The organism is Micromonospora sp. NPDC050686 (genome assembly GCF_040654475.1).
Taxonomy (GTDB): domain Bacteria; phylum Actinomycetota; class Actinomycetes; order Mycobacteriales; family Micromonosporaceae; genus Micromonospora.
In genome coordinates, this window is the sequence record NZ_JBFAID010000044.1 from 16,968 (window position 1) to 42,778 (window position 25,811).

The following is a 25,811-nucleotide window of genomic DNA, read 5'->3' on the forward strand; positions in this document are numbered from 1 at the left end:
CCTAGGAAGCCACGCCGCCCGGTCGCGCCACCCCACTCTGGTACGCCCGCACCACCGCCTGCACCCGGTCACGGACGCCCAGCTTGGCGAAGATGCGGTTGACGTGCGTCTTCACCGTCGCCTCGCCGACGAAAAGCTGGCCGGCGATCTCCCGGTTCGACAGGCCCAGCGCCATCAGCCGCAGCACGTCGGTCTCCCGGGCGGTGAGTTCCGTCAGCCCAGGGCCGGCGGCGACCGGCGCGGCGGCGGTGTAGTGGTCGATCAGTCGGCGGGTGATCGACGGAGAGAGCAGGGCGTCACCGCGCGCCGCCGTGCGAAGCGCCTCGGCCAGGTCCCGGGGCGGGGTGGTCTTGAGCAGGAACCCCGACGCGCCGGCGCGCAGCGCCCGGTAGACGTACTCGTCGAGGTCGAACGTGGTCAGCATGATGATCCGGACGTCGGTGCGCGCGGCCAGGATGCGCTCGGTGGCCGCTATCCCGTCGACGCGCGGCATGTGGATGTCCATCAGGACCACGTCGGGTTCCAGCCGGGCGGCGAGGCGCACCGCCTCCGCACCGTCCGCGACGTCGGCGACCACCTCGATGTCGGGGTGCACCCCGAGGATCATGCGCAGACCGCCCCGGACCAGTGCCTCGTCGTCGGCGACAAGGACCCGGATCACCTGGCACTCCCGGTCGCGGACAGCGGCGACCCGGCCACGTCGGCGTCGAACGGCAACACGACCCGGACCTGGAACCCGCCGTGCGGACGCGGGCCTGCCTCGACCCTCCCGCCGAACAATTCGGCGCGTTCCCGGATGCCGGTGAGCCCATGGCCACCGTCGGAGCCGCCGCGGGCCGGGCCCGGTCCGTCGTCGACGACGTGCAACCGCAACTGGCCATCGCTCACCTCCACGGTGATCGCGACGGCCGCCCCGGGCGCGTGCCGGGCGGCGTTGGTCAGCGCCTCCTGGAGGATCCGGTAACCGCTGACGTCGGCGGCCACCGGCACCTCGGCCAGGTCACCGGTGACGGTGACGTCGGTCCGTCCCCCGGCCACCCGGACAGCGGTCAGCAGCGAATCGATCCGCCGCAGCGAGGGCAGGCCCTCCGGCGCGGGTTCGGTGCCCCGGAGGATCACCAGCAGCCGGCGCAACTCGGTCACCACCTCGCGCCCGACGTCCTGCACGGTTTCCAGCGACTCATGGGCCCGTGCGACGTCGGCGTCGAGCACCGCCTGCGCCGCCCCGGCCTGGAGCACCATCACCGAGACCCCGTGCGACACGATGTCGTGCAACTCCCGGGCCACCCTCAGCCGCTCGTCGGTCCGGGCCGCGGCCTCCCGTTCCGCGGCGAGCGCCACCAGCCGGGCCGCCTGCGCCCGCCGCATCCGCACCGCGTAACCGGGGCCCAGCACGGCCAGCGCGACGAAGACGATGAACACCCAGTCGGTGTCACCAGCCATGGCGTTCTCGACGCCGAGAGCGATGAAGTAGCCGCTGGCCGCGACCCCCGGCCCACCCCGCCCGCCGACCGCAACGCAGCCGAAACAGGCGGCGAGCAGGGCGACCAGCGGCACGACCGGCCATTCGGGGAGAACCGGCGTGAAGCTCTGCGCGGTGAAGCAGCCGGCGGCCAGGACGGCGGCCGCCCGGGGGTACGCCGTGCAGCCGGCCACCGCGAGCCCGTAGCCGACGAGCAGCACCGTGAGTACGGCCAGCCAGCCGGCGGGCAACGCCGCCAGGTCCGGTCCCTCGCCCTCGACGTACCCGGCGAGCGGGACGTAGAGCTCGGCCAGCCCGAACGCGACCAGCGCGGCCCCCGCCACTGCGACGGCGATCTCCCGCCACCGGAATCGGACGTCAAGGGCTGACATGGGGAGAGGGTATCGACGGCGGCCCCTCGCGGCATCCACCCGAGGGTGGAGGGCGCCGAGGCCTGATTCCACCCGAGGTCAACTCGGCGGCGGACGATCCCGGCCGGCGCGGCGCCTAGCGTCCAGCACACCGTTTCGAGAGGGAGACTTGTGATGGATGACAGCACCGGACGCCGGTACGGCCGATCGATCACCGCGTTCACGCTGGCCGCCGGGGGCTTGCTCTACGGCGTCGCGAACGCCTTCTACTGGGTGATGTTCCCCGATGACGTGTCGGAGGGCACCGGCAACCTGGCGGTGGCCGCCGCCAACCTGGGCGCGTGGCGGGCGGAGACACTCCTGTTCGCGCTGGCGCACCTGCTGCTGCTGCCGGCCACGCTCGGGCTCGCCGTCGTACTGGGCCAGCTCCGGCCCGTGGTGGCCACCGTGGGCGGTGCCGCGGCCGTGCTCGGGCTCTACTTCTCCACCGTCCACCTCTGGCAGTACAACGCCTTCTTCGGGGCGCTGGCCGGTGCCGGGGTCGACGCGGACACCGCCCGGCCGGTGGTGACCGCCCTCGAGGCCGACCCGTTCGTGATGTCGTCGTTCGCGGTCTGGCTGCTGGGTTGGACGATCGGTCTGCTGGTGCTGGCCTTCGGCGCCTGGCGCGCCCGTGTGGTGGCGCTCTGGGTGCCGCTCGTGCTCACCGCCGGCCTGGTGCTCGACATCGTCACCGAAGGCGTCCCGCTCAAGGTCATCGTGAGCGTCCTGATGGTGGCGGGCCTGTCTGGGCTGGCCCTGGGCGTACGGCGGCACCGGGCAACCGTCGCGGCACCGGAGGCGACAGCGCCCGTGGCGACGCACTCCTGAGACCGGAGGGGAGCGGGCGGAGCCGTGGTGATGACCACGGCCCCGCCCGCGGGCTGTCTCCCCATCGTGTTACCCGGTGCGTCAGCTGCGCCGGAACGCGTAAAACCTGGTCTGGCCCGCACGCTGGGCGCGCCCGGAGAAGCCGGCCTGCCGGTCGGTCGGCACGCTCGCCGGCGGCGAGGTGTCCGCCCGACGCGGCAGGGCCACCGGCGCCATCGGCAGCGCCAAGGGGGTAACGGCCAGGGTGTCGAGGTCCTCCGGGGTGACGTCCACCCGGGACGGCGACGGTTTGCGGGATTTCTTCGGACTGCGCTTGGCGGGCATACGCGGCCTCCTGACTGTCGACAGTGCCGGAACGGCACGGTGAGCGGGTTGGCTCCGGCGGGTCCGACCACGACAGACACCGCGGCGACGGCGGCGAGGAGGATGCGGACGCCCGGAGCAGGACGGGTCCGCGGCGAAACGGCGGCGGACCAGGCTCGGAAGAGGGCGTCAGTTACGCATGCCGGCACGCTAACCGACCGCCGCCCCGCCCCGCACCCGAATTACCGGCAGCACCGGGCCCGAGCTCGAGGCCGACGTACGGCCGGCGGTCACCGACGCGATGCACGCCAAGGTCGCCCACGTCGAGGCCCACCTGACGGAGGGCTGACCACCGTGCGGAACGCGGCCATCACCGGCCGTCGACGTCCGCACCCGGACCCTCGCCGGCCGCGATACGGTCGCAGGACGGGCACCGAGACGGAAGGCGGCGGTACGCATGGCAGAGCGGGCGCAGATCGGCGTGACCGGGCTGGCGGTGATGGGCCGCAACCTGGCCCGGAACCTGGCCCGCAACGGCTTCACGGTGGCGGTGCACAACCGGTCGCCGGAGCGCACCCGCAGCCTGGTGGCCGAGCACGGCGACGAGGGCACCTTCATTGCTGCGGAATCCCTCGCCGACTTCGTCGCCTCGCTGGAGCGCCCCCGCGCGGTGATCGTCATGGTGAAGGCGGGCGCCCCCACCGACGCGGTGATCGACGAGCTGGTCCCGCTGCTGGAAGAGGGGGACATCGTCGTCGACTGCGGCAACGCGCACTTCGCCGACACCCGCCGCCGGGAGGAGGCGCTGCGCGGGCACGGCCTGCACTTCGTCGGCACCGGCGTCTCCGGCGGCGAGGAGGGCGCGCTGCGCGGCCCGAGCATCATGCCCGGCGGCTCGGCGGAGTCGTACCGGAAGCTCGGCCCGATCTTCGAGAAGATCTCCGCGCACGTCGAGGGCACGCCGTGCTGCCGGCACATCGGCCCGGACGGCGCCGGCCACTTCGTGAAGATGGTGCACAACGGCATCGAGTACGCCGACATGCAGCTCATCGCCGAGGCGTACGACCTGCTGCGGGCCGGGCTGTCCGCGGGCCCGGCGGAGATCGCGGAGATCTTCCGGGAGTGGAACGGCGGCGAGCTGGAGTCCTTCCTCATCGAGATCACCGCCGACGTGCTCGGGCACACCGACGGGGCGACCGGCCGGCCCTTCGTCGACGTCGTGCTCGACCAGGCCGAGCAGAAGGGCACCGGCCGCTGGACCGTGCAGTGCGCGCTCGACCTGGGCGTCCCCATCACCGGCATCGCCGAGGCGACCTTCGCCCGGTCGCTGTCCGGGCACGCCGACCAGCGGGAGGCCGCCCGCCGCGCCTTCGCCGACGCGGGCGGGAAGTGGCAGGTGGACGACCGGGACACGTTCGTCGAGGACGTCCGGCGCGCGCTGCTGGCCAGCAAGATCGTCGCGTACGCGCAGGGCTTCGACCAGATCCGCGCCGGCAGCCGGGAGTACGACTGGGACATCGACCTGGGCGGCACCGCCACCATCTGGCGGGGCGGCTGCATCATCCGGGCCCGCTTCCTGGACCGGATCAGGGAGGCGTACGACGCCGAGCCGGAGCTGGCCACGCTGCTGGTGGCCCCGTGGTTCGCCGACCGGGTCAACGCCGGGGTGCCCGGCTGGCGGCGGGTGGTGGCCGACGCGGCCCGCGCCGGGGTGCCGACCCCGGCCTTCTCGTCGTCGCTGGCCTACTTCGACGCGCTGCGCGCGGAGCGCCTGCCGGCCGCGCTGATCCAGGGGCTGCGGGACGACTTCGGCGCGCACACCTACCGGCGGGTGGACCGGGACGGCTCGTTCCACACGCTCTGGGCGGGCGACCGCACCGAAGTGGAGGCGTGAGCCTCACCAGGCCCGCTGGGTCTCGTCGGCCGGGGTCGGCGCCCAGCCGGCGACCGGCTCCCCGGTGGCCAGCTCGGCGATCTCGCCGGAGCGCACCGCTGGGGTGTGCCCGAGGTCGGCGCAGTACCGCTCGGCCACCCCGGCGCACAGGTCGGCGATCCGTTCCCGCTGCCCCGGGTCGGCCAGATCCGCCCCGGCCAGGGCGGCCGTCATCTCGTACCGGAGATCGCGCATCCCCCACCCCCGTAGGTGGGCGCGTCCCGGCGGCGCGCCCTGCGCCGATCGTATGCGGAACGCCCCGCGCTCCGGCCGGAAAGCCGGATGCGGGGCGTCCGTGGGACGGCCGGCGGGCACCGGCCGTCGAGATCAGAAGAACCGACGACGCTTGGCCTTCTGCGGCCGGAGCATGTCAGCGCCCTTGGTGAGCAGGCGGCTCACCCCGGTCGGGCCGCGACGGGCCTCCAGGGAGTTGCTGAGTCGGCGGGCGCCGGCCGCTGCCAGCGGCACGGCGACCGCCATGAGCGCCCACTGCGCGATCCGCTTCTGAATCATGTGGTTCACCTCCGCGTTGGCTGCTGTCCAGGTGATACCCCACCGGTCACCCCGGTAAGCCTCATCGGCCCGGGCCAGGCGCCGGATCCCGCGCGCGCGGCGCCGGGCGACGACCGGCGGGTGAAGGCCGCCGCGACGAGGACCGTCGCCGTGCCGACCAGCGCGCCGGCGAGGGCGGCCAGGCTGGGTTGCACGCCGCCCGGCAGGACCAGCAGCACGAGGGCCACCGAGCCGGCCGCGGCCACCCGGCGGATCGTGGTGCCCCGGGCGCCCGCCGCGAGGGGCACGAGCGCCCACAGCAGATACCACGGATGCACGACCGGGCCGGCGAGGACGACCACCCCGAGACACACCCCGAGCGTGGCGATCGGCCCGAGCCGCTCGCTGCGCCGCCACAGCACCAGACAGGCGCCGGCGGCGGCGACGAGACCGACCAGCCACACGACGTGCCGGGTCTGCTCGACGTCCAGGCCCTTCAGGTGGTGCAGTACGGTGCCGACCGCCCAGCCCAGGTCCGTGCTGATCGACATCCAGGTGCGGGCGTGGGTGGGCGTGCCGAGCGCCCGTAGCCAGCCGAAGCCGGTCCCCGTCAGGGCGGTGACCACACCGGCGGTGCCGCCGGAGACGGTGGCCGTCCACAGCGCCGCCCGCAGCCACGGTCGACGGCCCTCCAGCTGGCGGGCCCAGATGGGCACGACGAAGGCGATCGCCAGCGCCGCCGGCGCCTTGACGAGCAAAGCGAGCGTGACCAGCACCACCCCGAGCGCGGGTCGGCGCCGCAGCACCAGCACCAGACCGACGCACATCAGGCCCAGCATCACCGCCTCGTTATGGGCGTCGCCGACCAGGTGCAGCAGCACGAGCGGGTTGAGCACCCCCAGCCACATCGCCGCCGCGGGCCGCACCCCGCAGGCCCGGGCCAGCCGGGGCACGGCCCAGACCAGCAGCCCCACCCCCAGCAGCGCCAGCACGCGCATCCCGACGACGCCCACCCAGACGCCGCCGGTCACGTCGGTCACCACGGCGGCGAGGTGAAGGAAGACCGGACCGTACGGCGCCGGCGTGTGCTGCCAGATGTCGGGCACGTTCACGGTGAGCGGGCCGCCCAGCGCGGCGGGTCCCACCCGGTACGCGTCCAGGCCCGCGCTCGTCATCGCCCCCTGGGCGAGATAGCTGTGCACGTCGCCGCTGAAGACCGGAAGGGCGATGGCGAAGGGCAGCGCCCACCAGGCCGCCGTCGTCGCCAGGCCGCGCACGGACACACCGTCGGCGCGCACCAGCACGCCCACCCGCCACCAGGCGAGCAGCAGCATGGTGAGCCCGACGTAGACCACGGACACCGACAGTCCTGTCGAGTTCCGGAGCGCGGGGACGATCGGCAGCTCGATCGCCACCTCGCCCACCGGCCGTACGCCCGCCAGCAGCCCACCGAGCACGATCACCGACGAACCGGCTGCCCCGAGCAGGCGGCAGCAGACCGGGCCGTACGCCGGGGCCCGCCCCGACTGCCGGTCACCGGATTCCGTCGGGGCAGCACTGCGTACCGTCATCAGCAGTCAGCAACCATTCGTCCGGGCAGTGACCGCCTCCGATAGGCGAATCGCGACTGCCGTCCCCAGGCGGGGCAGCCTTCGCTGGTCAACACGCTCCCGCTGCCGGCGGGAATGGCTGCGCCCTCAAGGCGAATCTAACCGCTGCGAGCGGACCGCACCGGTACAACGAAGGGTGTGTTGCGTGACGCCGGAGAGACGAATTGGTGGCGGTGACTCAGGCGTCCGGCGCGACCGGGTTGGGCAGCGCCCCACCGAAGCGCCGGTCCCGCTGGGCGTAGAGCTCGCAGGCATACCACAGGTGGCGGCGGTCGAAGTCCGGCCAGAGCGTGTCCAGGAAGACCAGCTCGGCGTACGCGCTCTGCCAGAGCATGAAGTTGGAGGTGCGCTGCTCGCCGGAGGGGCGCAGAAAGAGGTCCACCTCGGGGACCTCCGGGTGGTACAGGTATTTCTGGATCGTCTTCTCGGTGACCTTGTCGGGGTGCAGCCGCCCGGCCGCCACGTCGCGGGCGATCGCCGCCGCGGCGTCGGCGATCTCCGCCTGGCCACCGTAGTTCACGCAGAACTGCAGGGTCAGCGTCGAGTTGCCCCGCGACATCTCCTCCGCGGTCCGCAGCTCCGAGATGACGCTCTTCCACAGCCGCCCGGCCCGCCCCGACCAGACCACCCGCACGCCCAGCTCGACCAACTGGTCCCGGCGACGCCGGATGACGTCCCGGTTGAAGCCCATCAGGAAGCGGACCTCATCCGGCGAGCGCCGCCAGTTCTCGGTCGAGAACGCGTACGCGGACAGGTAGGGGATGCCTAGCTCGATAGCGCCCTCGATGGTGTCGAAGAGGGAGAACTCGCCCTGCTCGTGGCCCTTGGTGCGGGGCAGCCCGCGGTCCTTGGCCCACCGGCCGTTGCCGTCCATCACCACCGCGACGTGCTTGGGCAGCGCCTCGGCGGGCAACGCCGGCGGCCGGGCGCCCGACGGGTGCGGTGTCGGCGGCACAGGCCCGCGCCGGCCGGCCCTCATCGAACGGATCACTCGGTCATCTCCCTGCTCACGTCCCCTGCCCCCGCGTCGGCCACCGCGTCCGGCGGCGCGCCGGGCCCGGTCACCCGGGGCGGCCCGGTCGCCGGGGCGGCCCCCCGGTCGACCAGCGGCAGCGAGCGTAGCGCGCGCTCCAGGTGCCACTGCAGGTGCGCCGCGACCAGGCCGCTGCACTCCCGGCGTACGCCGGTGTCGGTGGCGTCGGCGAGCACCCAGTCCCCGGTGGTGAGCGCCGACATCAGGTCGATGGTGGCCGGGGCCGGATGGGCGGCGCCCGGCGGCCGGCAGTCCGGGCAGACCGCACCCCCGGCGGGCACGGAGAACGCCCGGTGCCGGCCCGACTCGCCGCACACCGCGCAGGCGGTCAGCGCCGGCGCCCAGCCGGCCAGGGCCATCCCGCGCAGCAGGTACGCGTCGAGCACCAGCGTGGTGGCGTGCTGGCCCCGGGCGAGCGACTTCAACGCGCCGAGGGTCAGCTGGAACAGCCGCAGCGCCGGTTCCCGCTCGATGGGGGTGAGCCGCTCGGCCGTCTCGGCGATCGCGCTGGCCGCCGTGTAGCGCGGGTAGTCGCCGAGGAACCGCTTGCCGTACAGGTCGATCCCCTCGGCCTGGCTGATGCTGTGCAGCGAGCTGCCGAGGTTGCCCTTCGGGTCGCCGGCGAGCTGCACGTCCACGTGGCCGAACGGCTCCAGCCGGGCGCCGAACTTGCTGGTGGTGCGGCGTACCCCCCGGGCCACCGCGCGCAGCCGGCCGTGCCGGCGGGTGAGCAGGGTGATGATCCGGTCGGACTCGCCGAGCTTCTGCACGCGCAGCACCACCGCGTCGTCGCGGTACAGCTGACGGCGGTATCCGGCCATCCGGTCATTCTCCTCGGGGTGCGAAATCAGGGTCCGTTCGGGGTGCGGCGGCGGCGGAACCCGGATGTGGTCTCGGGGCGGGCGGCCGTAGCGTGCAGCCATGCCCGCTCCCCGTGCTCTCCCCGCCGCCGGCGCCGCCGCCCTGCTGATCGTCCTCGCCGGGTGCGACACCCTGCCCTCCCGGCGGCTGGACTTCGACACCACCGAACCGGCCCGGATCGACCGGGTCACCGTCCGTCCCGGCGCGGGTGACGTGGTGCTGCACGGCACCGGCCGGGCCGGCGAGGTACGGGTCAAGCGGACGGTGCGCTACCAGGGTGACCAACCGACGGACACCTGGCTGGTCGACGGCGCCGAACTGGTGCTGGACACCGACTGCGGTCGACGCTGCTCGGTCTCCTACGAGGTGACCGTCCCGAAGGGCGTCGACGTGCGGGGCGAGAACGGCTCCGGCGACGTCGAGCTCAGCGACACCGGGCCGGTGCAGTTCCAGGTCGGCTCGGGCGACGTCCAGGTGCGCGGGGCGGACGGCGCGGTGCGGGTGGAGACCGGCTCCGGCAACATCGACGTGACCGACGTGACCGCTTCGGTCCGGCTGCGCACGGGCTCCGGCAACATCACCGGCAGCCGGCTGGCCGGGGCGGTGGACGCCGAGGCGAACTCGGGGAACGTCACCCTGGACGTCACTGCCCCGGTGCCGGCCCGCGCCCACGCCGGCAGCGGCGACGTCGAGGTGGTGGTGCCGGCCGGCCGCTACCGGGTGCGGTCCAGCACCGGCTCCGGCGACGCCGACCTGGGGATCGCCGACGACCCGAGCGCGTCGGTGCTGCTCGACCTGAGTACCGGCAGCGGCAACGTGACCCTCACCGCCCGCTGAGGTAGCCGGTGAACTCGGCCGAGTGATCGCGGGGGCGGGGCAACGGTGGCGGCGTGCCGGCCACCGCGCGGCCGGCGCTCACCGGCAGCCCGGCCGCGCCGGCCGGGGGCGGGCTGGTCGGCACCGTCCGCGCCGCGCCGGCGCCGGCCCGGCCACCCGGGACCAGCTCCGGCCGGCGCCGGGCCGCCACGTCCTCGACCCAGCCCACCAGCAGGGTGACCAGGCCGACCAGGGCGAACACCAGCACCACCCGGATCGCCAGGCCGACCGGGTCGGTGCGGGACATCCCCACCACATCGACCAGCGGGGTGAGGGCGACCACGAACGACATGTGCCAGAGGTAGATGGTCAGGGCCCGCCGGTTCACCACGGTGACCGCCCGGCTGAACCGCGGGCTGCGCTCCACCCAGTCCGCCGCGGCGGGCGCCCGGCCGAGCGCGACCAGGATGAAGGCGGTCGACCAGAGCGCGTTGCCGAGGTGGATGTCGTTGAGGTCGTAGCCCCGGGGACCCGGGTGGGTGGCGATCCAGGCCGCGCCCGCGCCGCCGACGACCGCCACCACCGGCAGCAGCACCCGGTTGGCGAGCCGGCGGAGCAGGCCGTCGTGGTGGGCGAAGCCGAGCAGCCAGGCGCCGAAGTACAGGCCGAACTCGCGCAGCACCACCGGCGCCGCCGGGAGCAGGCCGAACTCGATCGCGGCGAGCAGGACGTACGGGGTGAGCAGGGTGGGCACCGGCCAGCGGCGGAACAGCCAGAGCGCGACCGGCGAGGCGAGCACGAACCACAGGTAGTCCCGCAGGTACCAGATGACGCTCAGCGCGAGCGCACCCCACCCGTTGGCGGGCGGGTCGGCGATCGGGAAGAGCCAGAGCAGCACCCTGCTGGTCAGCGGCAGGCCGGTCAGCAGCATCGCCGGCACGAAGACCGCCGCGACCACCCACAGCGAGGGCAGCAGGCGGCGCAGCCGGCGCGCCACCGCCCGCGGACCGGACCGGTCCAGCGAGGCCGCCATCAGCGACCCGGCCAGCGCGAACATGACCGACATGGCCGGGAAGACCAGGGTCAGCACCGCGTAGCCGGTGACGTGGTAGACGACCACGCGGATGATCGCCAGGAAGCGGAGGACGTCCAGGTATCGGTTACGCATCAGCCTGCAGCTATGTCCGGGGGCAAGGAAGCAAACTTTCCCTACCCTGCTGGCCGTCCCCGGAAAACGGCCAGCCGCCCCGAACGAAAGTGAAACATCCCATATGCCAGACCGGTACGGATCAGCGTCCCGGCCTGGGGGGCGTCAGAAGCCGAGCTTGCGAAGCTGCTTGGGGTCGCGCTGCCAGTCCTTCGCCACCCGGACGTGCAGGTCCAGATAGACCCGGCCGCCCAGCAACTCCTCGATCTGCTTCCGGGCGGTCGTACCGACCTCCTTGAGCCGGCTGGCCCGGTGGCCGATCACAATCGCCTTCTGGCTGGACCGCTCGACGTACACGTCGGCGTAGATCTTCATGAGCCGGCCCTCGGGGATCATCTCCTCGACCACCACCGCGATGGAGTGCGGCAGCTCGTCGCGGACCCCCTCCAGCGCCGCCTCCCGGATCAGCTCGGCCACCAGCACCTGCTCCGGCTCGTCGGTGAGCATGTCGTCCGGGTAGAGCTGCGGCGACGGCGGCAGGTAGCCGGTCATCACGTCGACCAGGGTGTCCACCTGATGCCCGGAGACCGCGCTGACCGGCACCACCTCGGCGAACTCCCCCAGCTCGCTCACCGCGAGCAACTGCTCGGCCAGCCGCTTCCGGTCCACCAGGTCCGTCTTGGTGACCACCGCGATCACGGTGGCCTTCAGCTCGGCGATCTCGCCGGTGATGAACCGGTCACCCCGGCCGATCGGCTCGTTCGCCGGGATGCAGAGCCCGATCACGTCGACCTCGCTCCAGGTCTCCCGGACCAGGTCGTTCAACCGCTCGCCGAGCAGCGTACGGGGGCGGTGCAGCCCCGGGGTGTCGACCAGCACGAGCTGGGAGTCCGGGCGGTGCAGCACGGCCCGGATCACGTGCCGGGTGGTCTGCGGCTTGCTCGAGGTGATCGCGATCTTCTGCCCGACGATCGCGTTGGTCAACGTCGACTTGCCCGCGTTCGGCCGCCCGACGAAGCAGGCGAACCCCGCCCGGTACGGACGCTCCTGCGGCTGACCGGCGCCGGTCACTCGACCACCGTGCCGAGCACCGTGCCGTCCGGCGCCGCCACGTGGATCGGCGCGTCGGCGGCGAGGTCGCGGACCGCCGCGTGCCCCGCCCCGTCCAGCGTCGACGCCTCGGTGACCACCACCGCCGCCTCCAGCCGGCTGGCCCCCGCGGCGACCGCCGAGGCGACCGCGAGCTGGAGCGCGGTCAGGGTCAGCGAGGGCAGCGAGACGCTCGCCGCGGCGTACGTCCGGCCGTCCTGGTCGCGGACCGCCGCGCCCTCCACGGCACCCACCCGACCGCGCGCGCCCCGGGCCAGGACGACCAGCTTGCCGTCCTCGGCGCTCAGCTCGGCCGGATCGGACGGGGTCGGCCGGGCGGCCGGTAGGGCAGCGGACTCAGGCATCGGCGGGTTGCCTCTCCTCAAATTCGTTCTGATGGTCACGGGACTCGGCGCGCTCGCCGCGCCCCGGGGCGTCCTGCCCCTCGTCCGGCCCGACCCGGCTGACCAGCAGCGTGTCGATCCGGTTGCGCCGGCCGGTGGTGCCCTCGGCGACCAGCCGGAGCCCGGCCACCTCGGCCGCCGCCCCGGGGATCGGCACCCGGCCCAGCGCCTGGGCGAGCAGGCCACCGACCGTCTCCACCTCGTCGGTGGGCAGGTCGGTGTCGAACAGTTCGCCCAGGTTCTCCACCGGCAGTCGGGCGGTCACCCGGACCGACCCGTCCGCCAGCCGCTCGACCGGCGGGCGTTCGACATCGTACTCGTCGGTGATCTCACCGACGATCTCCTCCAGGATGTCCTCGATGGTGACCAGCCCGCCGGTGCCGCCGTACTCGTCGACGACGATGACCAGGTGGTTGCGGGCGGCCTGCATCTCCGACAGCAGGTCGTCGACCGGCTTGGACTCCGGCACGAAGGTCGCCGGGCGCATCAGCTCCGACACCGGCAGCTGGGCCGTGCGGGGATCCCCGCCCTGGGTACGCCGGATCAGGTCCTTGAGATAGAGCAGGCCGAGCACGTCGTCCACGCTCTCCCCGATCACCGGGATCCGGGAGAAGCCGGAGCGCAGGAAGAGCGCGAGCGCCTGGGAGAGATTTTTGCTCTCCTCTATCCAGACCATCTCGGTGCGCGGCACCATCACCTCCCGGGCGATCGTGTCGCCCAGGGCGAAGACGGAGTGGATCATCTGCCGCTCGCCGTGCTCCACCACGCCGCGCTGTTCGGCCAGGTCGACCAGCTCCCGCAGCTCCACCTGGGTGGCGAACGGGCCCTCCCGGAAGCCCTTGCCCGGGGTCACCGCGTTGCCGATCAGGATCAGCAGCGAGGCGAGCGGGTTCAGCGCCCGGCCGAGCCAACGCACCAGCGGGGCCACCCCACGACCCACCGCGTGCGCGTGCTGCCGGCCGATGGTGCGCGGCGCCACGCCGACCACCACGAAGCTGACCACCGTCATCGCGCCCGCGGTGACCAACGCGGCCCGCCAGCCGGCGCCGAAGGTGTCCACGGCGACCAGCGCGACCAGCGTGGTGGCGGTCAACTCGGCCAGCAGCCGCAGCAGGAGCAGCAGGTTGAGGTGACGGACCACGTCACCGGCCACCACCTGGAGGGCGCGCGCGCCGCGGGCGCCGTCCCGGGCCAGCTCGGCGGCCCGGGCCGGGGAGACCGCGGCCAGCGCGGCCTCGGTCATCGCGATCAGCCCGGCGAGCACCACCAGGCTCGCCGCGAAGAAGATCAGTTGCAGGTCGGGCAGGCCGGCGGCGGCACCGGCCGCCAGTGTCGGAGAGGACATCACCGGGACCGGGTCGACCGCCAGCTGGCCAGCAGCCGGGCCTGGAGCTCGAACATCTCGCGCTCCTCCTCCGGCTCGGCGTGGTCGTAGCCGAGCAGGTGCAGCACCCCGTGCACGGTGAGCAGGTGCAGCTCGTCGGCGGCGGCGTGGCCGGCGGTGGCCGCCTGCTTGGCCGCCACCTCCGGGCAGAGCACGATGTCGCCGAGCAGCGCCGGCTCGCCGCCGGTGGCGGCGGCCTCCCCCGGACCGTGGTCGACGCTGCCCTCGTCCATGGGGAAGGCGAGCACGTCGGTCGGGCCGTCGCCACCCATCCAGCGGTGGTTCAGCTCGGTCATGTAGTCGACGTCGACCAGCAGCACGGAGAGCTCGGCGAGGGGGTTGACCCCCATCTCGTCGAGCGCGTGCCGGGCCACGGCGAGCACGGCGTCGGTGTCGACCTCGACACCGGACTCGTTGGCGATCTCGATGGACAAGTGGCTTCCTCTGGTGGATTAGCGGCGCCGGCCGGCCCGGCCGCCCTGGGCGGTCCGCCCCGGGACGGCGTGCACGCTCTGCGCCTGCTGGTTCTCCCGCTCGGCGTCCCAGCGGGCGTACGCGTCGACGATCTCCCCGACCAGCCGGTGCCGGACCACGTCGGAGCTGGACAGCTGGGCGAAGTGCACGTCCTCGACGTTGTTCAGGATCTCCCGGACCACCCGCAGGCCGCTGGACGTCCCGCCCGGAAGGTCCACCTGGGTGACGTCACCGGTGACCACGATCTTGGAACCGAAGCCGAGCCGGGTGAGGAACATCTTCATCTGCTCGGGCGTGGTGTTCTGCGCCTCGTCCAGGATGATGAACGCGTTGTTCAGCGTACGCCCCCGCATGTACGCCAGCGGCGCCACCTCGATGGTGCCCGCGGCCATCAGTTTGGGGATGGTGTCCGGGTCGAGCATGTCGTGCAGCGCGTCGTAGAGCGGCCGCAGGTAGGGGTCGATCTTCTCGTTGAGGGTGCCGGGCAGGAAGCCCAGCCGCTCCCCCGCCTCGACCGCCGGCCGGGTGAGGATGATCCGGTCGACCTGCTTGGCCTGCAACGCCTGGACGGCCTTCGCCATCGCCAGGTAGGTCTTGCCGGTGCCGGCGGGGCCGATGCCGAAGACGATGGTGTGCGAGTCGATCGAGTCGACGTACTTCTTCTGCCCGAGGGTCTTGGGGCGGATGGTGCGGCCGCGCCGGGAGAGGATGTTGAGCGTCAGGACCTCGGCGGGCCGCTCGGCGCTGCCCTGCTCGAGCATGCCGACGGTGCGCCGCACCGCGTCAGTGGTCAGGGTCTCGCCTTTCTCGATGAGTTCGAGCAGCTCGCTGAAGAGGCGCTCGGCGAGGGCATTGTCCGCGGGCGCGCCGGTGATGGTGATCTCGTTGCCCCGCACGTGGACGTCGCTGGTGACCGAGCGTTCGATGAGGCGCAGGATCTCGTCGCCCGCGCCGAGCAGGTTCACCATGATCTTCGGGTTGGGGACCGTGATCCTGGTCTGCACCCGGGGCGGGGCGGGAGGTGGGGTGTCGGTCATAGCTCGGGCCCGACGGGCCCTGCGCCACCTGCTCTCGATCTCGGCGCCGAACCCTGCTGGCCCGGCGGACGGACGTTGCCCCCATCGTATCGGGTCAACACCCGGGGCACCTCGCCCATTTCGGCTGGTCGAAGGTCAACTACCGGAGCGGAAGTCGTACCCGTCGAAGGTCTCCTGGTGGCGGGTGAAGCGGTAGGTCGCCCAGTGCATCCGGACCACCACGCCGCGCTCGTCGCGGGTCAGCCGCAGCAGCTCGCCGACCTCCCGGCCGGCGACGGTCCGGAACACGTCAGGCCGGTCCGGCAGCGGCGCGAACACCGCCGGCGGCTTGCCGGCCGGGTCGTCGGCGCCGCGGGCCCGCAGCGTCCCGTCGTACCAGGAGAAGACGTACTCGAAACCCTCGCCCCACCAGCGGCCCAGCGTCCCGCGCAGGTGCGCCGGGGCGGGCGGGCCGGGCCGCCACGGCTCGATCTCCGCCGGGTCGTGCTCGGCCGCGGCGGCCAGCAGCCGGTGCGGCAGGTCGAAGACCTCCGCGGCGGTGCCCGAGGAGGCGAGCACCGCGGCGCCCATCGCGCCCGCCGTGCCCTCGCCGCCCCGCCGGCCGTAGACGGCGGCCAGGAAGCCGGGCATCGCCCCGTCGTGCCCGACGTGCATGACCCGGCCTTCCTGCGGCACCAGGATCAACCCGAGCCCGAAGCCGCCGCCCCAGGAGGTCTCGTCGGTCACGGTCAGCGGCCAGCGCATCTCGTCGAGGGTGGCCGGGGCGAGCACCGCGCCGGCCGGGTCGAGCGCCGCCGGGTCGGCCAGGAACGCCGCCCACCGGGCCATGTCGGGGGCGGTGCTCCAGAGCTGCGCGGCGGGCGCGATCGCGCCGAAGTCGGTCGGTTGCTCCGGGTGGGCCTCGTCGGAGTACGCGTCGACCAGGAAGCCGGTCGCCGCCCGCTCACCCGGCACCGGGCCGGTGCCGGTCAACCCGAGCGGGGCCAGCACCCGGTCGGCCAGCACCTCCGCCCAGGTACCGCCGCGCAGCCGGGCGACCAGCTCGCCGAGCAGCGCCAGCCCCAGGTTCGAGTAGTGGTAGCGCCGGGCCGGGGGCAGTACCCGCTCGGCCCGGGCCAGGTCGGCGAGGAGTTCGGCGACACCGGGGGCGCGCAGGCTGTCCCACACGTCGCCGTACGGCTCGCGTTGCAGGCCAGAGGTGTGCGAGAGCAGCCGGCGTACGGTGGCGTCCCCGTGCGCCGGGAGGTCCAGGTGCCGCCCGATCGGGTCGTCCAGGTCGAGCAGTCCGTCGTCCCGGCACTGCAGGACCAGCACCGAGGTGAAGGTCTTGGTCACCGACCCGATCCGGAACACGGTGTCCGCGTCCAGCGGGGTGTCGTTGCCGGTGCCGCCCACCGCGCAGGCCCAGAGCGGGCGGTCGGCCCGGTGCAGGGCGGCCGCGAGGGCGGGTACCCGGGCGTCGGCCTGCACCCGCCGCACGATCCGTTCGTACCGTTCGTTCACCCGTGCAGTGTAAGGAGGGGCCTGTTGTTAACAGACGTCTGTTAACAACAGGCTTTTCCTTACCTGCAGAGCATCGGGCCGAGCGGGGCGCCACCGAGCAGGTGCGCGTGGACGTGGAAGACCTCCTGGCCGCCGTGCGGCCCGGTGTTGAACATCAGCCGGAAGCCGTCGGCGTCCAGCCCCTCCTCCTCGGCCACCGCCGCCGCGGTGACCAGCACCTCGCCAGCGAGGCCCGGGTCGTCCAGGGCGAGCGTCGCCACGTCGGCGTAGTGCTCCTTCGGGATGACCAGCACGTGGGTGGGCGCCTTGGGGTCGATGTCCCGGAAGGCGACGGTGCGGTCGGTCTCCCGCACGATGGTGGCCGGGATCTCCCCGGCGGCGATCCGGCAGAACAGGCAGTCGGTTCCCATCCGGGCAGTGTAAGGAAGGGGCCCCGCCTAACGCCTGGGGTGGAGGAAGGGGCCCCCCGCTCAACACCGGTTGCCGCTGCGGCAGGATGGCGGCCATGGCGGGACGGGCGGTATTGGTGACGGGGGCCTCACGCGGCATCGGCCGGGCGGTGGCACGGGCGTTCGCGGCGGACGGGGACCGGGTGGCGATCCACCACCGGGACTCGGCGGAGCTGGCCGAGGCGCTGCGGGCCGAGCTGCCCGGCGACGGACATGTGGTGGTCCGCGCCGACCTGGCCGACCCGGACGGCGTACGCGCCATGGTCGACGCGGCGGCACAGGCCCTGGGCGGGCTGGACGTTCTGGTCAACAACGCCGGGGTGTACGGCCCGCGAGACCTGCCGCACCCGGTCTTCGGCGCCACGTACGAGCAGTGGCGCGAGCAGTGGCGGCTGGTCGTGGAGACCAACCTGACCGGGGCCGCCAACGTCACCTGGTGCGCCGCCCAGCACATGCGCGAACGGGGCGGGCGGATCGTCAACGTCTCCTCTCGGGGCGCCTTCCGGGGCGAGCCGGAGCAGCCCGCGTACGGGGCCAGCAAGGCGGGCCTGAACGCGCTGGGCCAGTCGCTGGCGCTCGCGCTGGCGCCGTACGGCATCGCCGTGGCGACGGTCGCGCCGGGTTTCGTCGAGACGGACATGACCACCACCCACCTGGCTGGCGAGCGGGGTGCCGCGATCCGCGCCCAGTCCCCGTTCAACCGGGTGGCCCGCCCCGAGGAGATCGCCGCCGCCGTGCACTGGCTGGCCAGCCCCGAGGCCGAATGGGCCTCCGGCACCATCGTCGACCTCAACGGCGCCTCCTACCTGCGCACCTGACCCCGCCTCCCCGCGCTCCGCCCTGCGCGATGATCAAGGAGTTTGCGTCCGGATCCGGCGCGGAAGCCGACGCAAACCCCTTGGTCAACGAGAGGCCGGCAGGGTTACCAGCGGCCGAGGCGGGTGGCGAGGACGGCCAGGGCGGCCACTCCGGCGGTGGAGGTGCGCAGGACCGTGGGGCCGAGGCGGACCGGGCGGGCGCCGGCCTCGCGGAAGGCGGACAGCTCGGCCGGGGCGATCCCGCCCTCGGGGCCGACCACCAGCACGATCTCCCCGGTCCCGGGCAGCTCGGCGGTGCTCAGGCGCTCCTCGGCCTCCTCGTGCAGCACGAAGGCGGCACCCGCCCCGGCCAGTCGGCGGGTCACGGTGGTGCTCGACTCGTCCGGCGCACCGGCCACCACCGGCAGCCACGCCCGTCGGGCCTGCTTGGCCGCCTCCCGGGCGGTGGCGGCCCACTTCTCCCGGGCCCGTACGCCCCGGTCGCCCCGCCACTGCGCCACCGAGCGGGACGCCGCCCAGGGCACGATCTCGTCCACCCCGACCTCGGTCATCGCCTGCACGGCCAACTCGCCCCGGTCACCCTTGGCGATGCCCTGCACCACCACGAGCCGGGGTACGGGCGCGTCGACATACCCCCGGGAGGTGACCCGCGCGTCGAGCGTGCCCCGGCCGACGGCGGTGACCTCGGCGGCCGCCGTGCCGCCCCGGCCGTCGGCGAGCACGAGTTCCTCGCCGACCCGCAGCCGCTGGACGGTGGCCGCGTGGCGCCCCTCCGGGCCGTCCAGGGTCAGCGTGTCGCCGGTGGGCAGCGCCTCGACCAGGAACAGCGGCGCCGACACCTCAGGCGTGCCCGTTGAACGCGTCGCGCATCCGGGAGAAGAAGCCGCCCTGCTTGGTCAGCTCGGCGACCTCCTCGCCCCGGGTCTTGGCGAAGTCGCGCAGCATCCGCTCCTGGTCGGCGTCGAGCTTGGTCGGGGTCCGCACGTCCAGGTGGACGTAGAGGTCACCCCGGCCGGTGCCGCGCAGGTGCGGTACGCCCCGGGCGCGCAGCCGCAGCGTGCTGCCCGGCTGGGTGCCGGGCTTGACGTCGACGGTCTCCTCGCTGTCCAGCGTCTTGATGGTCAGCCGGGTGCCGAGCGCGGCGGCGGTCATCGGCACCGTCACCCGGCAGTGCAGGTCGTCGCCCTTGCGGGAGTACACGTCGTGCGGCCGCTCGTGGATCTCCACGTAGAGGTCGCCGGCGGTGCCGCCGCCCGGGCCGACCTCGCCCTGCTGGGCCAGCCGGATCCGCATGCCGTCCTCGACGCCGGCCGGGATCTTCACGGTCAGCGACCGGCGGGTCCGCACCCGGCCATCGCCCGCGCAGGTCGGGCAGGGGTGCGGGACGGTGGTGCCGTAGCCCTGGCAGACGGTGCACGGCCGGGCGGAGACCACCTGGCCGAGGAAGGTGCGCTGCACCGACTGCACCTCGCCCCGGCCGCCGCACGCCTCGCAGGTGGCCAGGTGGGTGCCGGCCGCGGTGCCGGCGCCCGAGCAGGTGGTGCAGAGCACCGCGGTGTCGACGGTGATCGGCGCCTCGACGCCGAACGCGGTCTCGTTGAGGTCCAGCTCCAGACGCAGGATGGCGTCGGCGCCCGGCCGGGTACGCGGGCGGGGGCCGCGCGCGCCGCCGGCCGCCCCGCCGAAGAAGGCGTCCATGATGTCCTGGAAGCCGACGAACGGGCCGGCGCCACCGGGACCGCCGGCGCCACCGCCCCCGCCGCCCGGGGCGAGCGGGTCGCCGCCCAGGTCGACAATCTGCCGTTTCCGGTCGTCCGAGAGGACCTCGTACGCGGCGTTGATGTCCTTGAACTTCTCCTGTGCCTCCGGGTCCGGATTGACGTCCGGGTGGTACTGCCGCGCCAGCTTGCGGTAGGCGCGCTTGATCTCGTCGTCGGAGGCCTCCCGGCTCACGCCGAGAATGCCGTAGTAGTCCCTGGCCACTGCGTTCCGTGTCCTCATGTTCGTGTCGCGTTGCGCGGTCGTCGGCCGGCGCCGCCCACCGGCCCGGCGTCGGTGGATCAGTTCTGGGCCAGCAGCTCGCCCACGTAGCGTGCCACGGCCCGCACCGTGGCGATGGTGCCGGGGTAGTCCATCCGGGTCGGCCCCAACACGCCGAGCCCGCCGAGCGCCGTCGCCCCCGGGCCGTATCCGGTGCTGACCACCGAGGCGGCCCGCAGGTTGTCGATCTCGTTCTCGTCGCCGATCAGCACCCGGGTGGTGGTCGACTCTGCCTCGCCGATGAGCTTGAGCATCACCACCTCCTCCTCCAGCGCCTCGAGGATGGGGCGCAGGGAGCCCTGGAAGTCGAGCAGGCCACCCCGGGTGAGGTTGGCGGTGCCGGCCAGCGCGATGCGCTCCTCGTGCCGCTCCACCAGGGTCTCCAGCAGCACCGTGGAGAGGGTGGTCATGGCGCCGCGCAGCTGCGGGGTGGCCTCGTCGACCAGGGCCTGGACCAGCGGCGGGGTGTCGGCCAGGCGGCTGCCGCAGAGTTTCTCGTTGACCAGCCGGCGCAGGTCGGTGACGTCCTCGGGAGAGATCGGCCCGGGCAGCTCGACCAGCCGCTGCTCGACCCGGCCGGTGTCGGCGATCATGACCACCATCAGCCGGGTGGTGGAGATCGGCACCAGCTCCAGGTGGCGCACCTTCGACCGGGCCAGGCTCGGGTACTGCACCACGGCGACCTGCCGGGTGAGCTGGGCCAGCAGGCGTACGGTGCGGTGCACCACGTCGTCCAGGTCGACCGCGCCGACCAGGAAGCGCTCGATCGCCCGGCGCTCGGCCGGGCTGAGCGGCTTGACCCGGGAGAGCCGGTCGACGAAGAGCCGGTAGCCGCGGTCGGTGGGCACCCGGCCGGCGCTGGTGTGCGGCTGCCGGATGTAGCCCTCCTCCTCCAGCACCGCCATGTCGTTGCGCACGGTGGCCGGGGAGACGCCCAGTTGGTGCCGTTCGACCAGGGACTTGCTGCCCACCGGCTCCTGCGTCGCGACGTAGTCCTCGACGATCGCGCGCAGCACGGCGAGCTTGCGGTCGTCGAGACCCATCTCCCACCTCCTGCCGGATCCACCCGGTGCACGCCCCACGCCGGGCGAGCGTCTGGCACTCGACTGTAGCGAGTGCCAGTCTACGTCGGCGTACCCGTCCGCGCGATGATCAACGACGGACCGCCGGTCCGTCCGGGCCCCGGCGGGCCGGCCGTCGGCGCGGAGAGTGACCGAACGTCGCCGTCCGGACACCGGTGTCGCTCTGGTGCGCCCTTGCCGGCAACACCTACCGTGACGTCCATGACTGAACCACCTCGCCCTCCGGGATCGGGTGAACCCGGCCCGCAGCCGGAACCGATCCCACCGTCGGCTCCCTTCGGCCCCTCTTCGGCCAACGAGCCCACCGCACCACTGTCCGGCGCGCCGGACCCCGGCGGCTATCCCCCACCCGGCGGCCAGCCCCCACCGGGCGGCTACCCCCCGCCAGGCGGCGGCTACCCGGCCGGCGGGTACGGCGCGCCGGCCGGCTACGCCAGCAACGAGGACAAGACCTGGGCCCTGGTGGCGCACTTCGGTGGCGCCGTCGGCGCGCTGATCAGCTTCGGGCCGCTGGGCTTCGTCGCCCCGCTGATCGCCTACCTGGTGCAGGGGCAGAAGTCCCCGGCGGCGCGGGCGCACGCCCTGGCCGCGCTGAACTTCCAGCTGCTCTGGTCGGCGATCGCCTTCGTGCTGCTCTTCGTCAGCTGGTGCCTGCTCTTCCTGCCCAGCGTCGCCGTCGTGCTGATCCAGATCGTGCTGGGCATCATCGCCGGCATGAGGGCCAACGAGGGCAACCTGTACCGCTACCCGATGTCGGCCAGCTTCATCAAGTGACGCCCGCCCGGCCGGCCACCCGCCGGCCGGGTTCCGGCGCCCCACCGGTCGACGCGGCCGGTGGGCGTCGGCGGCCGGGCGCACCGGTCAGGGCAGCAGGTCGCGCACCACGGCGTCGGCCAGCAGCCGGCCGCGCAGGGTGAGCACCGCCTGGCCGGCCGCGTACCGGTCGGGGACCAGCAGGCCGCCGGCCAGGGCCCGCTCGGCCCCAGCCCGGCCGGCCGCGTCCAGCGCCCGCAGCGGCAGGCCGGACGCGAGCCGCAGGCGCAGCATCACGTCCTCCATGTGCGCCTCGTCCCGGGTGAGCAGCTCCCGGGCCAGGCCCGGGGACTCCCCGGCGGCGAGCCGCTTCGCGTACGCGGTGGGGTGTTTGACGTTCCACCAGCGCACCCCGCCGACGTGGCTGTGCGCCCCCGGGCCGAGGCCCCACCAGTCGGCGCCGGTCCAGTAGAGCAGGTTGTGCCGGCACCGGCCCGCCTCGGTGCGGGCCCAGTTGGAGACCTCGTACCAGGAGAAACCGGCCGCGCCTAGGGCGGCCTCCGCGGCCAGGTAGCGGTCCGCGGCCACGTCGTCGGAGGGGTACGGCAGCTCGCCGCGCCGCATCCGGGCGGCCAGCCGGGTGCCGTCCTCGACGATCAGGGCGTACGCGCTGACGTGGTCCACCCCGGCGGCGACCACCTGCGCCAGCGAGGCGGCGAAGTCGTCGCCGCTCTCCCCCGGCGTGCCGTAGATCAGGTCCAGGTTGACGTGGTCGAACCCGGCGTCGCGGGCCTCGGCCGCGGCGGTGGTGGCCCGGCCGGCGCTGTGCCGCCGGTCGAGGATCGCCAGCACTCCCGGCGCGGCGGACTGCATGCCCAGCGAGATCCGGGTGTAGCCGGCCGCCCGCAGCGTCTTCAGCGACTGCGGGGTGACCGATTCCGGGTTGGCCTCGGTGGTCACCTCGGCGTCGGCGGCCAGCCCCCAGGTGCGGTCGATGCCGGCCAGGATCCGGGCCAGGTCGTCGGCGGGCAGCAGGGTCGGGGTGCCGCCGCCGACGAAGACCGTGTCCACCCGGGGCGGCGGCGAGTCGCCCAGCACCCGGGCGGCCAGCGCCAGCTCGGCCAGCACGGTGTCCGCGTACGTCTCCCGGCTCGCCCCGCCACCCAGCTCGGCCGCCGTGTACGTGTTGAAGTCGCAGTAGCCGCAGCGGCTGGCGCAGAAGGGCACGTGGACGTAGACGCCGAAGCCGCGCGCGCCCACCGCAGCGGTGGCGGTGGCGGGCAGCGAGCCGTCCGCGGGGACGGGATCACCTTCTGGAAGAGCGCCGGGCATGGCCACTAGTGTGCCCGGCATGACCTCCTCCGACGCGCTCGTGCGGGTCTCCACGGCCCGTGGGGTGACCACCCTCACCCTGGACAGCCCGCACAACCGCAACGCGCTCTCCACCCCGCTGATGACCGAACTGCTGGACGGGCTGGCCGCCGCGGTCGCCGACGACACGGTCCGGGTGATCGTGCTGGACCACACCGGCCCGGTCTTCTGCTCGGGCGCGGACCTGAAGGAGACCGCCGCCGCGTACGCCAGCGGCTCGGTGCCCGCCGGAAAGCTGGGCGACGTGCTGGCCGCGGTCTGGGAGTGCCCGAAGCCGGTGGTGGCCCGGGTGGCCGGGCCGGCGCGGGCCGGCGGGCTGGGCCTGATCGCGGCGGCCGACCTGGCGATCTGCGCCGAGGCGGCCACCTTCGCCTTCACCGAGGTCCGGATCGGGGTCATCCCGGCGGTCATCTCCGCCACCGTGCTGCCCCGCCTCCAGCCCCGGGCCGCCGCCGAGCTCTACCTCACCGGCGACACCTTCGACGGCCGCCGGGCCGCCGAGGTCGGCCTGGTCACCGCCGCCGTGCCGGCCGCCGAGCTGGACCAGGCGGTGGCGCGCTGCTGCGCGTCGCTGGTGCGGGGCGCGCCGACGGCGCTGGCCGGGGCCAAGGAGCTGCTGCGCCGGCCGGCCGCCACCGACCTGCGCGCCGAGATCGCCGAGCTGGCCGCCCGCTCCACCGGCTACTTCCTGTCCGAGGAGGGCCGGGAGGGGGTGGCGGCCTTCCGGGAGAAGCGGCCGGCCGCCTGGGTGCCGGTCGACTGACCCGGTTTCCGGCCGCCGGGTGGGGGAACCCCGACACACTGTGCAGCCGGTGCGACACGGAACGGAGGCCAACCGGTCGGACGACCCGCACGCCGGGTTCCGGAACGTACTCTTGTCGGACTGTCGGAACGGGAGGTGCGGGTGCGAACTCGGGCAGTCGTGGCAGGTGGAGTGGTCTTCGTTCTCGTCGCCGTGGTCGGAGTCTGGTTCCTCGCCCGGCAGGTGGGCGACAAGCTGCGCCTCCCGGTGGCCGACCGGTCCTGCGTGGTGCAGGCCGACGGCCGGGTCGTGCTCGACGGCGACCAGATGGCCAACGCCGCCACCATCGCCGCGATCGGCATCCAGCGCCAACTGCCCGAGCGGGCCGTGGTGGTCGCGCTGGCCACCGCGTTCCAGGAGTCCGGGCTGCGCAACCTGGCCGGCGGTGACCGGGACTCGGTGGGCCTGTTCCAGCAGCGGCCGAGCCAGGGCTGGGGCAGCCCGGCGGAGATCCGTGACCCGAGGTACGCGGCCAACAAGTTCTACGCCGCCCTGGCCAAGGTGCGCGGCTGGGAGCGGATGCGGGTCACCGACGCGGCGCAGAAGGTGCAGCGGTCGGCGTTCCCGGAGGCGTACCAGAAGTGGTCGGACGAGTCGGCGGTGCTGACCCGGGCGCTGCTCGGCGACGCGACCGGCGCGGTGGCCTGCGCGGTCGGCCCGTACCCGACGATGCGCGGGCAGGCGGCGACGCTGGCGCTGACCAAGGGGCTGACCCTCGACTGGGGGTTGAGCAGCGCCGCCGCCGACCTCACCGGCCTGGCCGTTCCCGCCCCCGACCCCCGGGACGGCTGGCGGTACGCGCACTGGCTGGTCTCGCACGCCCAGGACCACGGGGTGAAGCGGGTCCGCTTCGGCGAGCTGGAGTGGACCGCCCGGGCCGGCCGGTGGAACAAGATCACCGACGACCGGCCGGACCAGGCGCAGGTGCTGGCCGAGGTCTTCGCCGACGCCTGAGCCCCGCCGCCGGCCCCTTTCGGGTGCGGCGGAGCGGCTAGGGGCGGATGCCGGAGAGCCGGCGGTGGGCCTTCTCGCGCAGGGGTTCGGGCAGGTCGGTCGCCTCGATCAGGCGCGGCAGCAGCGCCGGCTCCAGGTTCATCGCCCGGAACACCTCGCCGATGGTGACCCCGTGCCCGGGCCGGTGCACCACCTCGATCGGGTCACCGGCGCCCACGTCGCCCTCCCGGAGCACCCGCAGGTACGCCCCCGGCGCCGCGCGCACGGTGAACCGCTTGATCAGATCCGGCATTCCCCAGAAGCCGGCGAAGGTGGTGCACGGGGTGCGCGGCTTGGTCACCTGGAGCAGCGCCGAACCGATCGACCACTGCTCGCCGATCACCGCCCCGGTGACGTCCACGGCGTACGTGGTCAGGTTCTCGCCGAAGGCGCCGGGCCCAGCTCGGCGGCCCACCAGCCGGCGTCCTCCTCGGCGTACGCGTAGACGGCCTGGTCGGGGCCGCCGTGGTGGGCCCGCTCGCCGATGAAGTCGCCGGCCACGCCCTCGGACGACACGGGCACCCGACCGTCGGCCGACCGCTTGTCGATCCCGCTGCGGCCGCTCGCGTCGCCCGCCCACTCCGCCTCGGTCACCACCCCGAGGTTCACCGCCACCACTCTGCCCGTCATGGCGACGAGCCTACGGGCAGCCCCGCGAGGCGCGGATTGTGTTAACCGGGGGCCGCTGCTCTACCGGAGGCGTTGAGCAGGGCC

Annotated in this window: 27 protein-coding genes and 1 pseudogene; 7 read left to right on the forward strand and 21 right to left on the reverse strand. The window is 73.9% G+C overall.

Annotated elements, in window-relative coordinates; translation table 11 throughout:
• Window position 1 precedes the first annotated feature (1 nt).
• Both AB0H57_RS24160 and AB0H57_RS24165 read right to left on the reverse strand, forming a co-directional pair.
• Entirely contained in the window at window positions 2–661 is a 660-nt protein-coding gene (locus AB0H57_RS24160) for a response regulator transcription factor (RefSeq protein WP_357510051.1), read from the reverse strand.
• The gene (locus AB0H57_RS24165) at window positions 658–1,854 is read right to left on the reverse strand and encodes a sensor histidine kinase (protein ID WP_357510053.1); all 1,197 of its coding nucleotides are present in this window, start codon (window positions 1,852–1,854) and stop codon (window positions 658–660) included. Before AB0H57_RS24165 ends, AB0H57_RS24160 begins: the two co-directional genes overlap by 4 nt.
• Window positions 1,855–2,007: 153 nt before the next feature.
• On the opposite strand from AB0H57_RS24165, the gene AB0H57_RS24170 reads away from it, so the two are divergent.
• Entirely contained in the window at window positions 2,008–2,703 is a 696-nt protein-coding gene (locus AB0H57_RS24170) for a hypothetical protein (protein ID WP_357510055.1), read from the forward strand.
• Between the two features lie 81 nt (window positions 2,704–2,784).
• Here AB0H57_RS24170 and AB0H57_RS24175 read toward each other — a convergent pair whose 3' ends face one another.
• Window positions 2,785–3,027: a hypothetical protein gene (locus tag AB0H57_RS24175; RefSeq protein ID WP_357510057.1), complete on the reverse strand. Its 243-nt coding sequence runs from the start codon at window positions 3,025–3,027 to the stop codon at window positions 2,785–2,787.
• Between the two features lie 436 nt (window positions 3,028–3,463).
• Here AB0H57_RS24175 and gndA point away from each other — a divergent pair, with 436 nt between their 5' ends.
• Window positions 3,464–4,900, forward strand: coding sequence for an NADP-dependent phosphogluconate dehydrogenase (gndA, locus tag AB0H57_RS24180; RefSeq protein ID WP_357510059.1), 1,437 nt, complete (start codon window positions 3,464–3,466; stop codon window positions 4,898–4,900).
• 3 nt (window positions 4,901–4,903) lie between these two features.
• On the opposite strand, the gene AB0H57_RS24185 is transcribed toward gndA, so the two are convergent.
• The 5 genes from AB0H57_RS24185 to recO all read right to left on the reverse strand — a co-directional run bounded on the left by AB0H57_RS24185 (window position 4,904) and on the right by recO (window position 8,895).
• Entirely contained in the window at window positions 4,904–5,134 is a 231-nt protein-coding gene (locus tag AB0H57_RS24185) for a thioredoxin reductase (protein WP_357510061.1), read from the reverse strand.
• A 132-nt stretch (window positions 5,135–5,266) separates the two neighbouring features.
• On the reverse strand, window positions 5,267–5,452 hold the full coding sequence (locus AB0H57_RS24190; RefSeq protein ID WP_357510063.1) for a hypothetical protein: 186 nt from the start codon (window positions 5,450–5,452) through the stop codon (window positions 5,267–5,269).
• A 5-nt stretch (window positions 5,453–5,457) separates the two neighbouring features.
• Entirely contained in the window at window positions 5,458–7,002 is a 1,545-nt protein-coding gene (mptB, locus tag AB0H57_RS24195) for a polyprenol phosphomannose-dependent alpha 1,6 mannosyltransferase MptB (protein ID WP_357510065.1), read from the reverse strand.
• Window positions 7,003–7,219: 217 nt separating this feature from the next.
• Window positions 7,220–8,020 (reverse strand): isoprenyl transferase, encoded by an 801-nt coding sequence (locus AB0H57_RS24200; RefSeq protein ID WP_357510133.1) that lies wholly within the window; start codon window positions 8,018–8,020, stop codon window positions 7,220–7,222.
• Window positions 8,021–8,028: 8 nt separating this feature from the next.
• Window positions 8,029–8,895 carry a DNA repair protein RecO gene (gene recO, locus AB0H57_RS24205; RefSeq protein ID WP_357510067.1) on the reverse strand — a complete coding sequence of 289 codons (867 nt, stop codon included), beginning with the start codon at window positions 8,893–8,895 and terminating at the stop codon, window positions 8,029–8,031.
• Between the two features lie 100 nt (window positions 8,896–8,995).
• On the opposite strand from recO, the gene AB0H57_RS24210 reads away from it, so the two are divergent.
• A complete protein-coding gene (locus AB0H57_RS24210; protein WP_357510069.1) occupies window positions 8,996–9,772 on the forward strand; it encodes a DUF4097 family beta strand repeat-containing protein in 777 nt (258 codons plus the stop codon).
• Here the strand turns inward: AB0H57_RS24210 and AB0H57_RS24215 are convergent.
• The 8 genes from AB0H57_RS24215 to AB0H57_RS24250 form a co-directional block, all read right to left on the reverse strand.
• Window positions 9,759–10,919 (reverse strand): acyltransferase, encoded by a 1,161-nt coding sequence (locus AB0H57_RS24215; protein WP_357510071.1) that lies wholly within the window; start codon window positions 10,917–10,919, stop codon window positions 9,759–9,761. The two genes, AB0H57_RS24210 and AB0H57_RS24215, sit on opposite strands and share 14 nt — an antisense overlap.
• 144 nt (window positions 10,920–11,063) lie before the next feature.
• On the reverse strand, window positions 11,064–11,969 hold the full coding sequence (era, locus tag AB0H57_RS24220) for a GTPase Era (RefSeq protein ID WP_357510073.1): 906 nt from the start codon (window positions 11,967–11,969) through the stop codon (window positions 11,064–11,066).
• Window positions 11,966–12,352 carry a cytidine deaminase gene (locus AB0H57_RS24225; RefSeq protein WP_357510075.1) on the reverse strand — a complete coding sequence of 129 codons (387 nt, stop codon included), beginning with the start codon at window positions 12,350–12,352 and terminating at the stop codon, window positions 11,966–11,968. Before AB0H57_RS24225 ends, era begins: the two co-directional genes overlap by 4 nt.
• Complete coding sequence (locus tag AB0H57_RS24230; RefSeq protein WP_357510135.1) at window positions 12,345–13,760, reverse strand: hemolysin family protein; 1,416 nt, start codon at window positions 13,758–13,760, stop codon at window positions 12,345–12,347. The genes AB0H57_RS24225 and AB0H57_RS24230 overlap by 8 nt, the downstream gene beginning before the upstream one ends.
• Window positions 13,736–14,209 (reverse strand): rRNA maturation RNase YbeY, encoded by a 474-nt coding sequence (ybeY, locus tag AB0H57_RS24235; protein WP_357510077.1) that lies wholly within the window; start codon window positions 14,207–14,209, stop codon window positions 13,736–13,738. The genes AB0H57_RS24230 and ybeY overlap by 25 nt, the downstream gene beginning before the upstream one ends.
• An 18-nt stretch (window positions 14,210–14,227) precedes the next feature.
• Complete coding sequence (locus AB0H57_RS24240) at window positions 14,228–15,286, reverse strand: PhoH family protein (RefSeq protein ID WP_357510079.1); 1,059 nt, start codon at window positions 15,284–15,286, stop codon at window positions 14,228–14,230.
• 135 nt (window positions 15,287–15,421) lie between these two features.
• Window positions 15,422–16,789 (reverse strand): serine hydrolase domain-containing protein, encoded by a 1,368-nt coding sequence (locus AB0H57_RS24245; protein ID WP_357510081.1) that lies wholly within the window; start codon window positions 16,787–16,789, stop codon window positions 15,422–15,424.
• A gap of 59 nt (window positions 16,790–16,848) precedes the next feature.
• Window positions 16,849–17,199: a histidine triad nucleotide-binding protein gene (locus AB0H57_RS24250; RefSeq protein WP_357510083.1), complete on the reverse strand. Its 351-nt coding sequence runs from the start codon at window positions 17,197–17,199 to the stop codon at window positions 16,849–16,851.
• 95 nt (window positions 17,200–17,294) lie between these two features.
• Here AB0H57_RS24250 and AB0H57_RS24255 point away from each other — a divergent pair, with 95 nt between their 5' ends.
• A complete protein-coding gene (locus tag AB0H57_RS24255; protein WP_357510085.1) occupies window positions 17,295–18,056 on the forward strand; it encodes an SDR family oxidoreductase in 762 nt (253 codons plus the stop codon).
• Window positions 18,057–18,160: 104 nt separating this feature from the next.
• On the opposite strand, the gene AB0H57_RS24260 is transcribed toward AB0H57_RS24255, so the two are convergent.
• The 3 genes from AB0H57_RS24260 to hrcA all read right to left on the reverse strand — a co-directional run bounded on the left by AB0H57_RS24260 (window position 18,161) and on the right by hrcA (window position 21,139).
• Complete coding sequence (locus AB0H57_RS24260) at window positions 18,161–18,895, reverse strand: 16S rRNA (uracil(1498)-N(3))-methyltransferase (protein ID WP_357510087.1); 735 nt, start codon at window positions 18,893–18,895, stop codon at window positions 18,161–18,163.
• A gap of 1 nt (window position 18,896) precedes the next feature.
• A complete protein-coding gene (gene dnaJ / locus AB0H57_RS24265) occupies window positions 18,897–20,039 on the reverse strand; it encodes a molecular chaperone DnaJ (RefSeq protein ID WP_357510089.1) in 1,143 nt (380 codons plus the stop codon).
• Window positions 20,040–20,116: 77 nt separating this feature from the next.
• On the reverse strand, window positions 20,117–21,139 hold the full coding sequence (hrcA, locus tag AB0H57_RS24270; RefSeq protein ID WP_357510091.1) for a heat-inducible transcriptional repressor HrcA: 1,023 nt from the start codon (window positions 21,137–21,139) through the stop codon (window positions 20,117–20,119).
• 240 nt (window positions 21,140–21,379) lie between these two features.
• Here hrcA and AB0H57_RS24275 point away from each other — a divergent pair, with 240 nt between their 5' ends.
• The gene (locus AB0H57_RS24275) at window positions 21,380–21,952 is read left to right on the forward strand and encodes a DUF4870 domain-containing protein (RefSeq protein ID WP_357510093.1); all 573 of its coding nucleotides are present in this window, start codon (window positions 21,380–21,382) and stop codon (window positions 21,950–21,952) included.
• Between the two features lie 87 nt (window positions 21,953–22,039).
• Here AB0H57_RS24275 and hemW read toward each other — a convergent pair whose 3' ends face one another.
• Window positions 22,040–23,263 (reverse strand): radical SAM family heme chaperone HemW, encoded by a 1,224-nt coding sequence (gene hemW / locus AB0H57_RS24280; protein ID WP_357510137.1) that lies wholly within the window; start codon window positions 23,261–23,263, stop codon window positions 22,040–22,042.
• 19 nt (window positions 23,264–23,282) lie between these two features.
• Here hemW and AB0H57_RS24285 point away from each other — a divergent pair, with 19 nt between their 5' ends.
• On the forward strand, window positions 23,283–24,065 hold the full coding sequence (locus AB0H57_RS24285) for an enoyl-CoA hydratase-related protein (RefSeq protein ID WP_357510095.1): 783 nt from the start codon (window positions 23,283–23,285) through the stop codon (window positions 24,063–24,065).
• A 135-nt stretch (window positions 24,066–24,200) separates the two neighbouring features.
• A complete protein-coding gene (locus AB0H57_RS24290) occupies window positions 24,201–25,058 on the forward strand; it encodes a hypothetical protein (RefSeq protein ID WP_357510097.1) in 858 nt (285 codons plus the stop codon).
• 37 nt (window positions 25,059–25,095) lie between these two features.
• On the opposite strand, the pseudogene AB0H57_RS24295 reads toward AB0H57_RS24290, so the two are convergent.
• Window positions 25,096–25,727, reverse strand: a pseudogene (locus AB0H57_RS24295) (MOSC domain-containing protein).
• Between the last annotated feature and the right edge of the window lie 84 nt (window positions 25,728–25,811).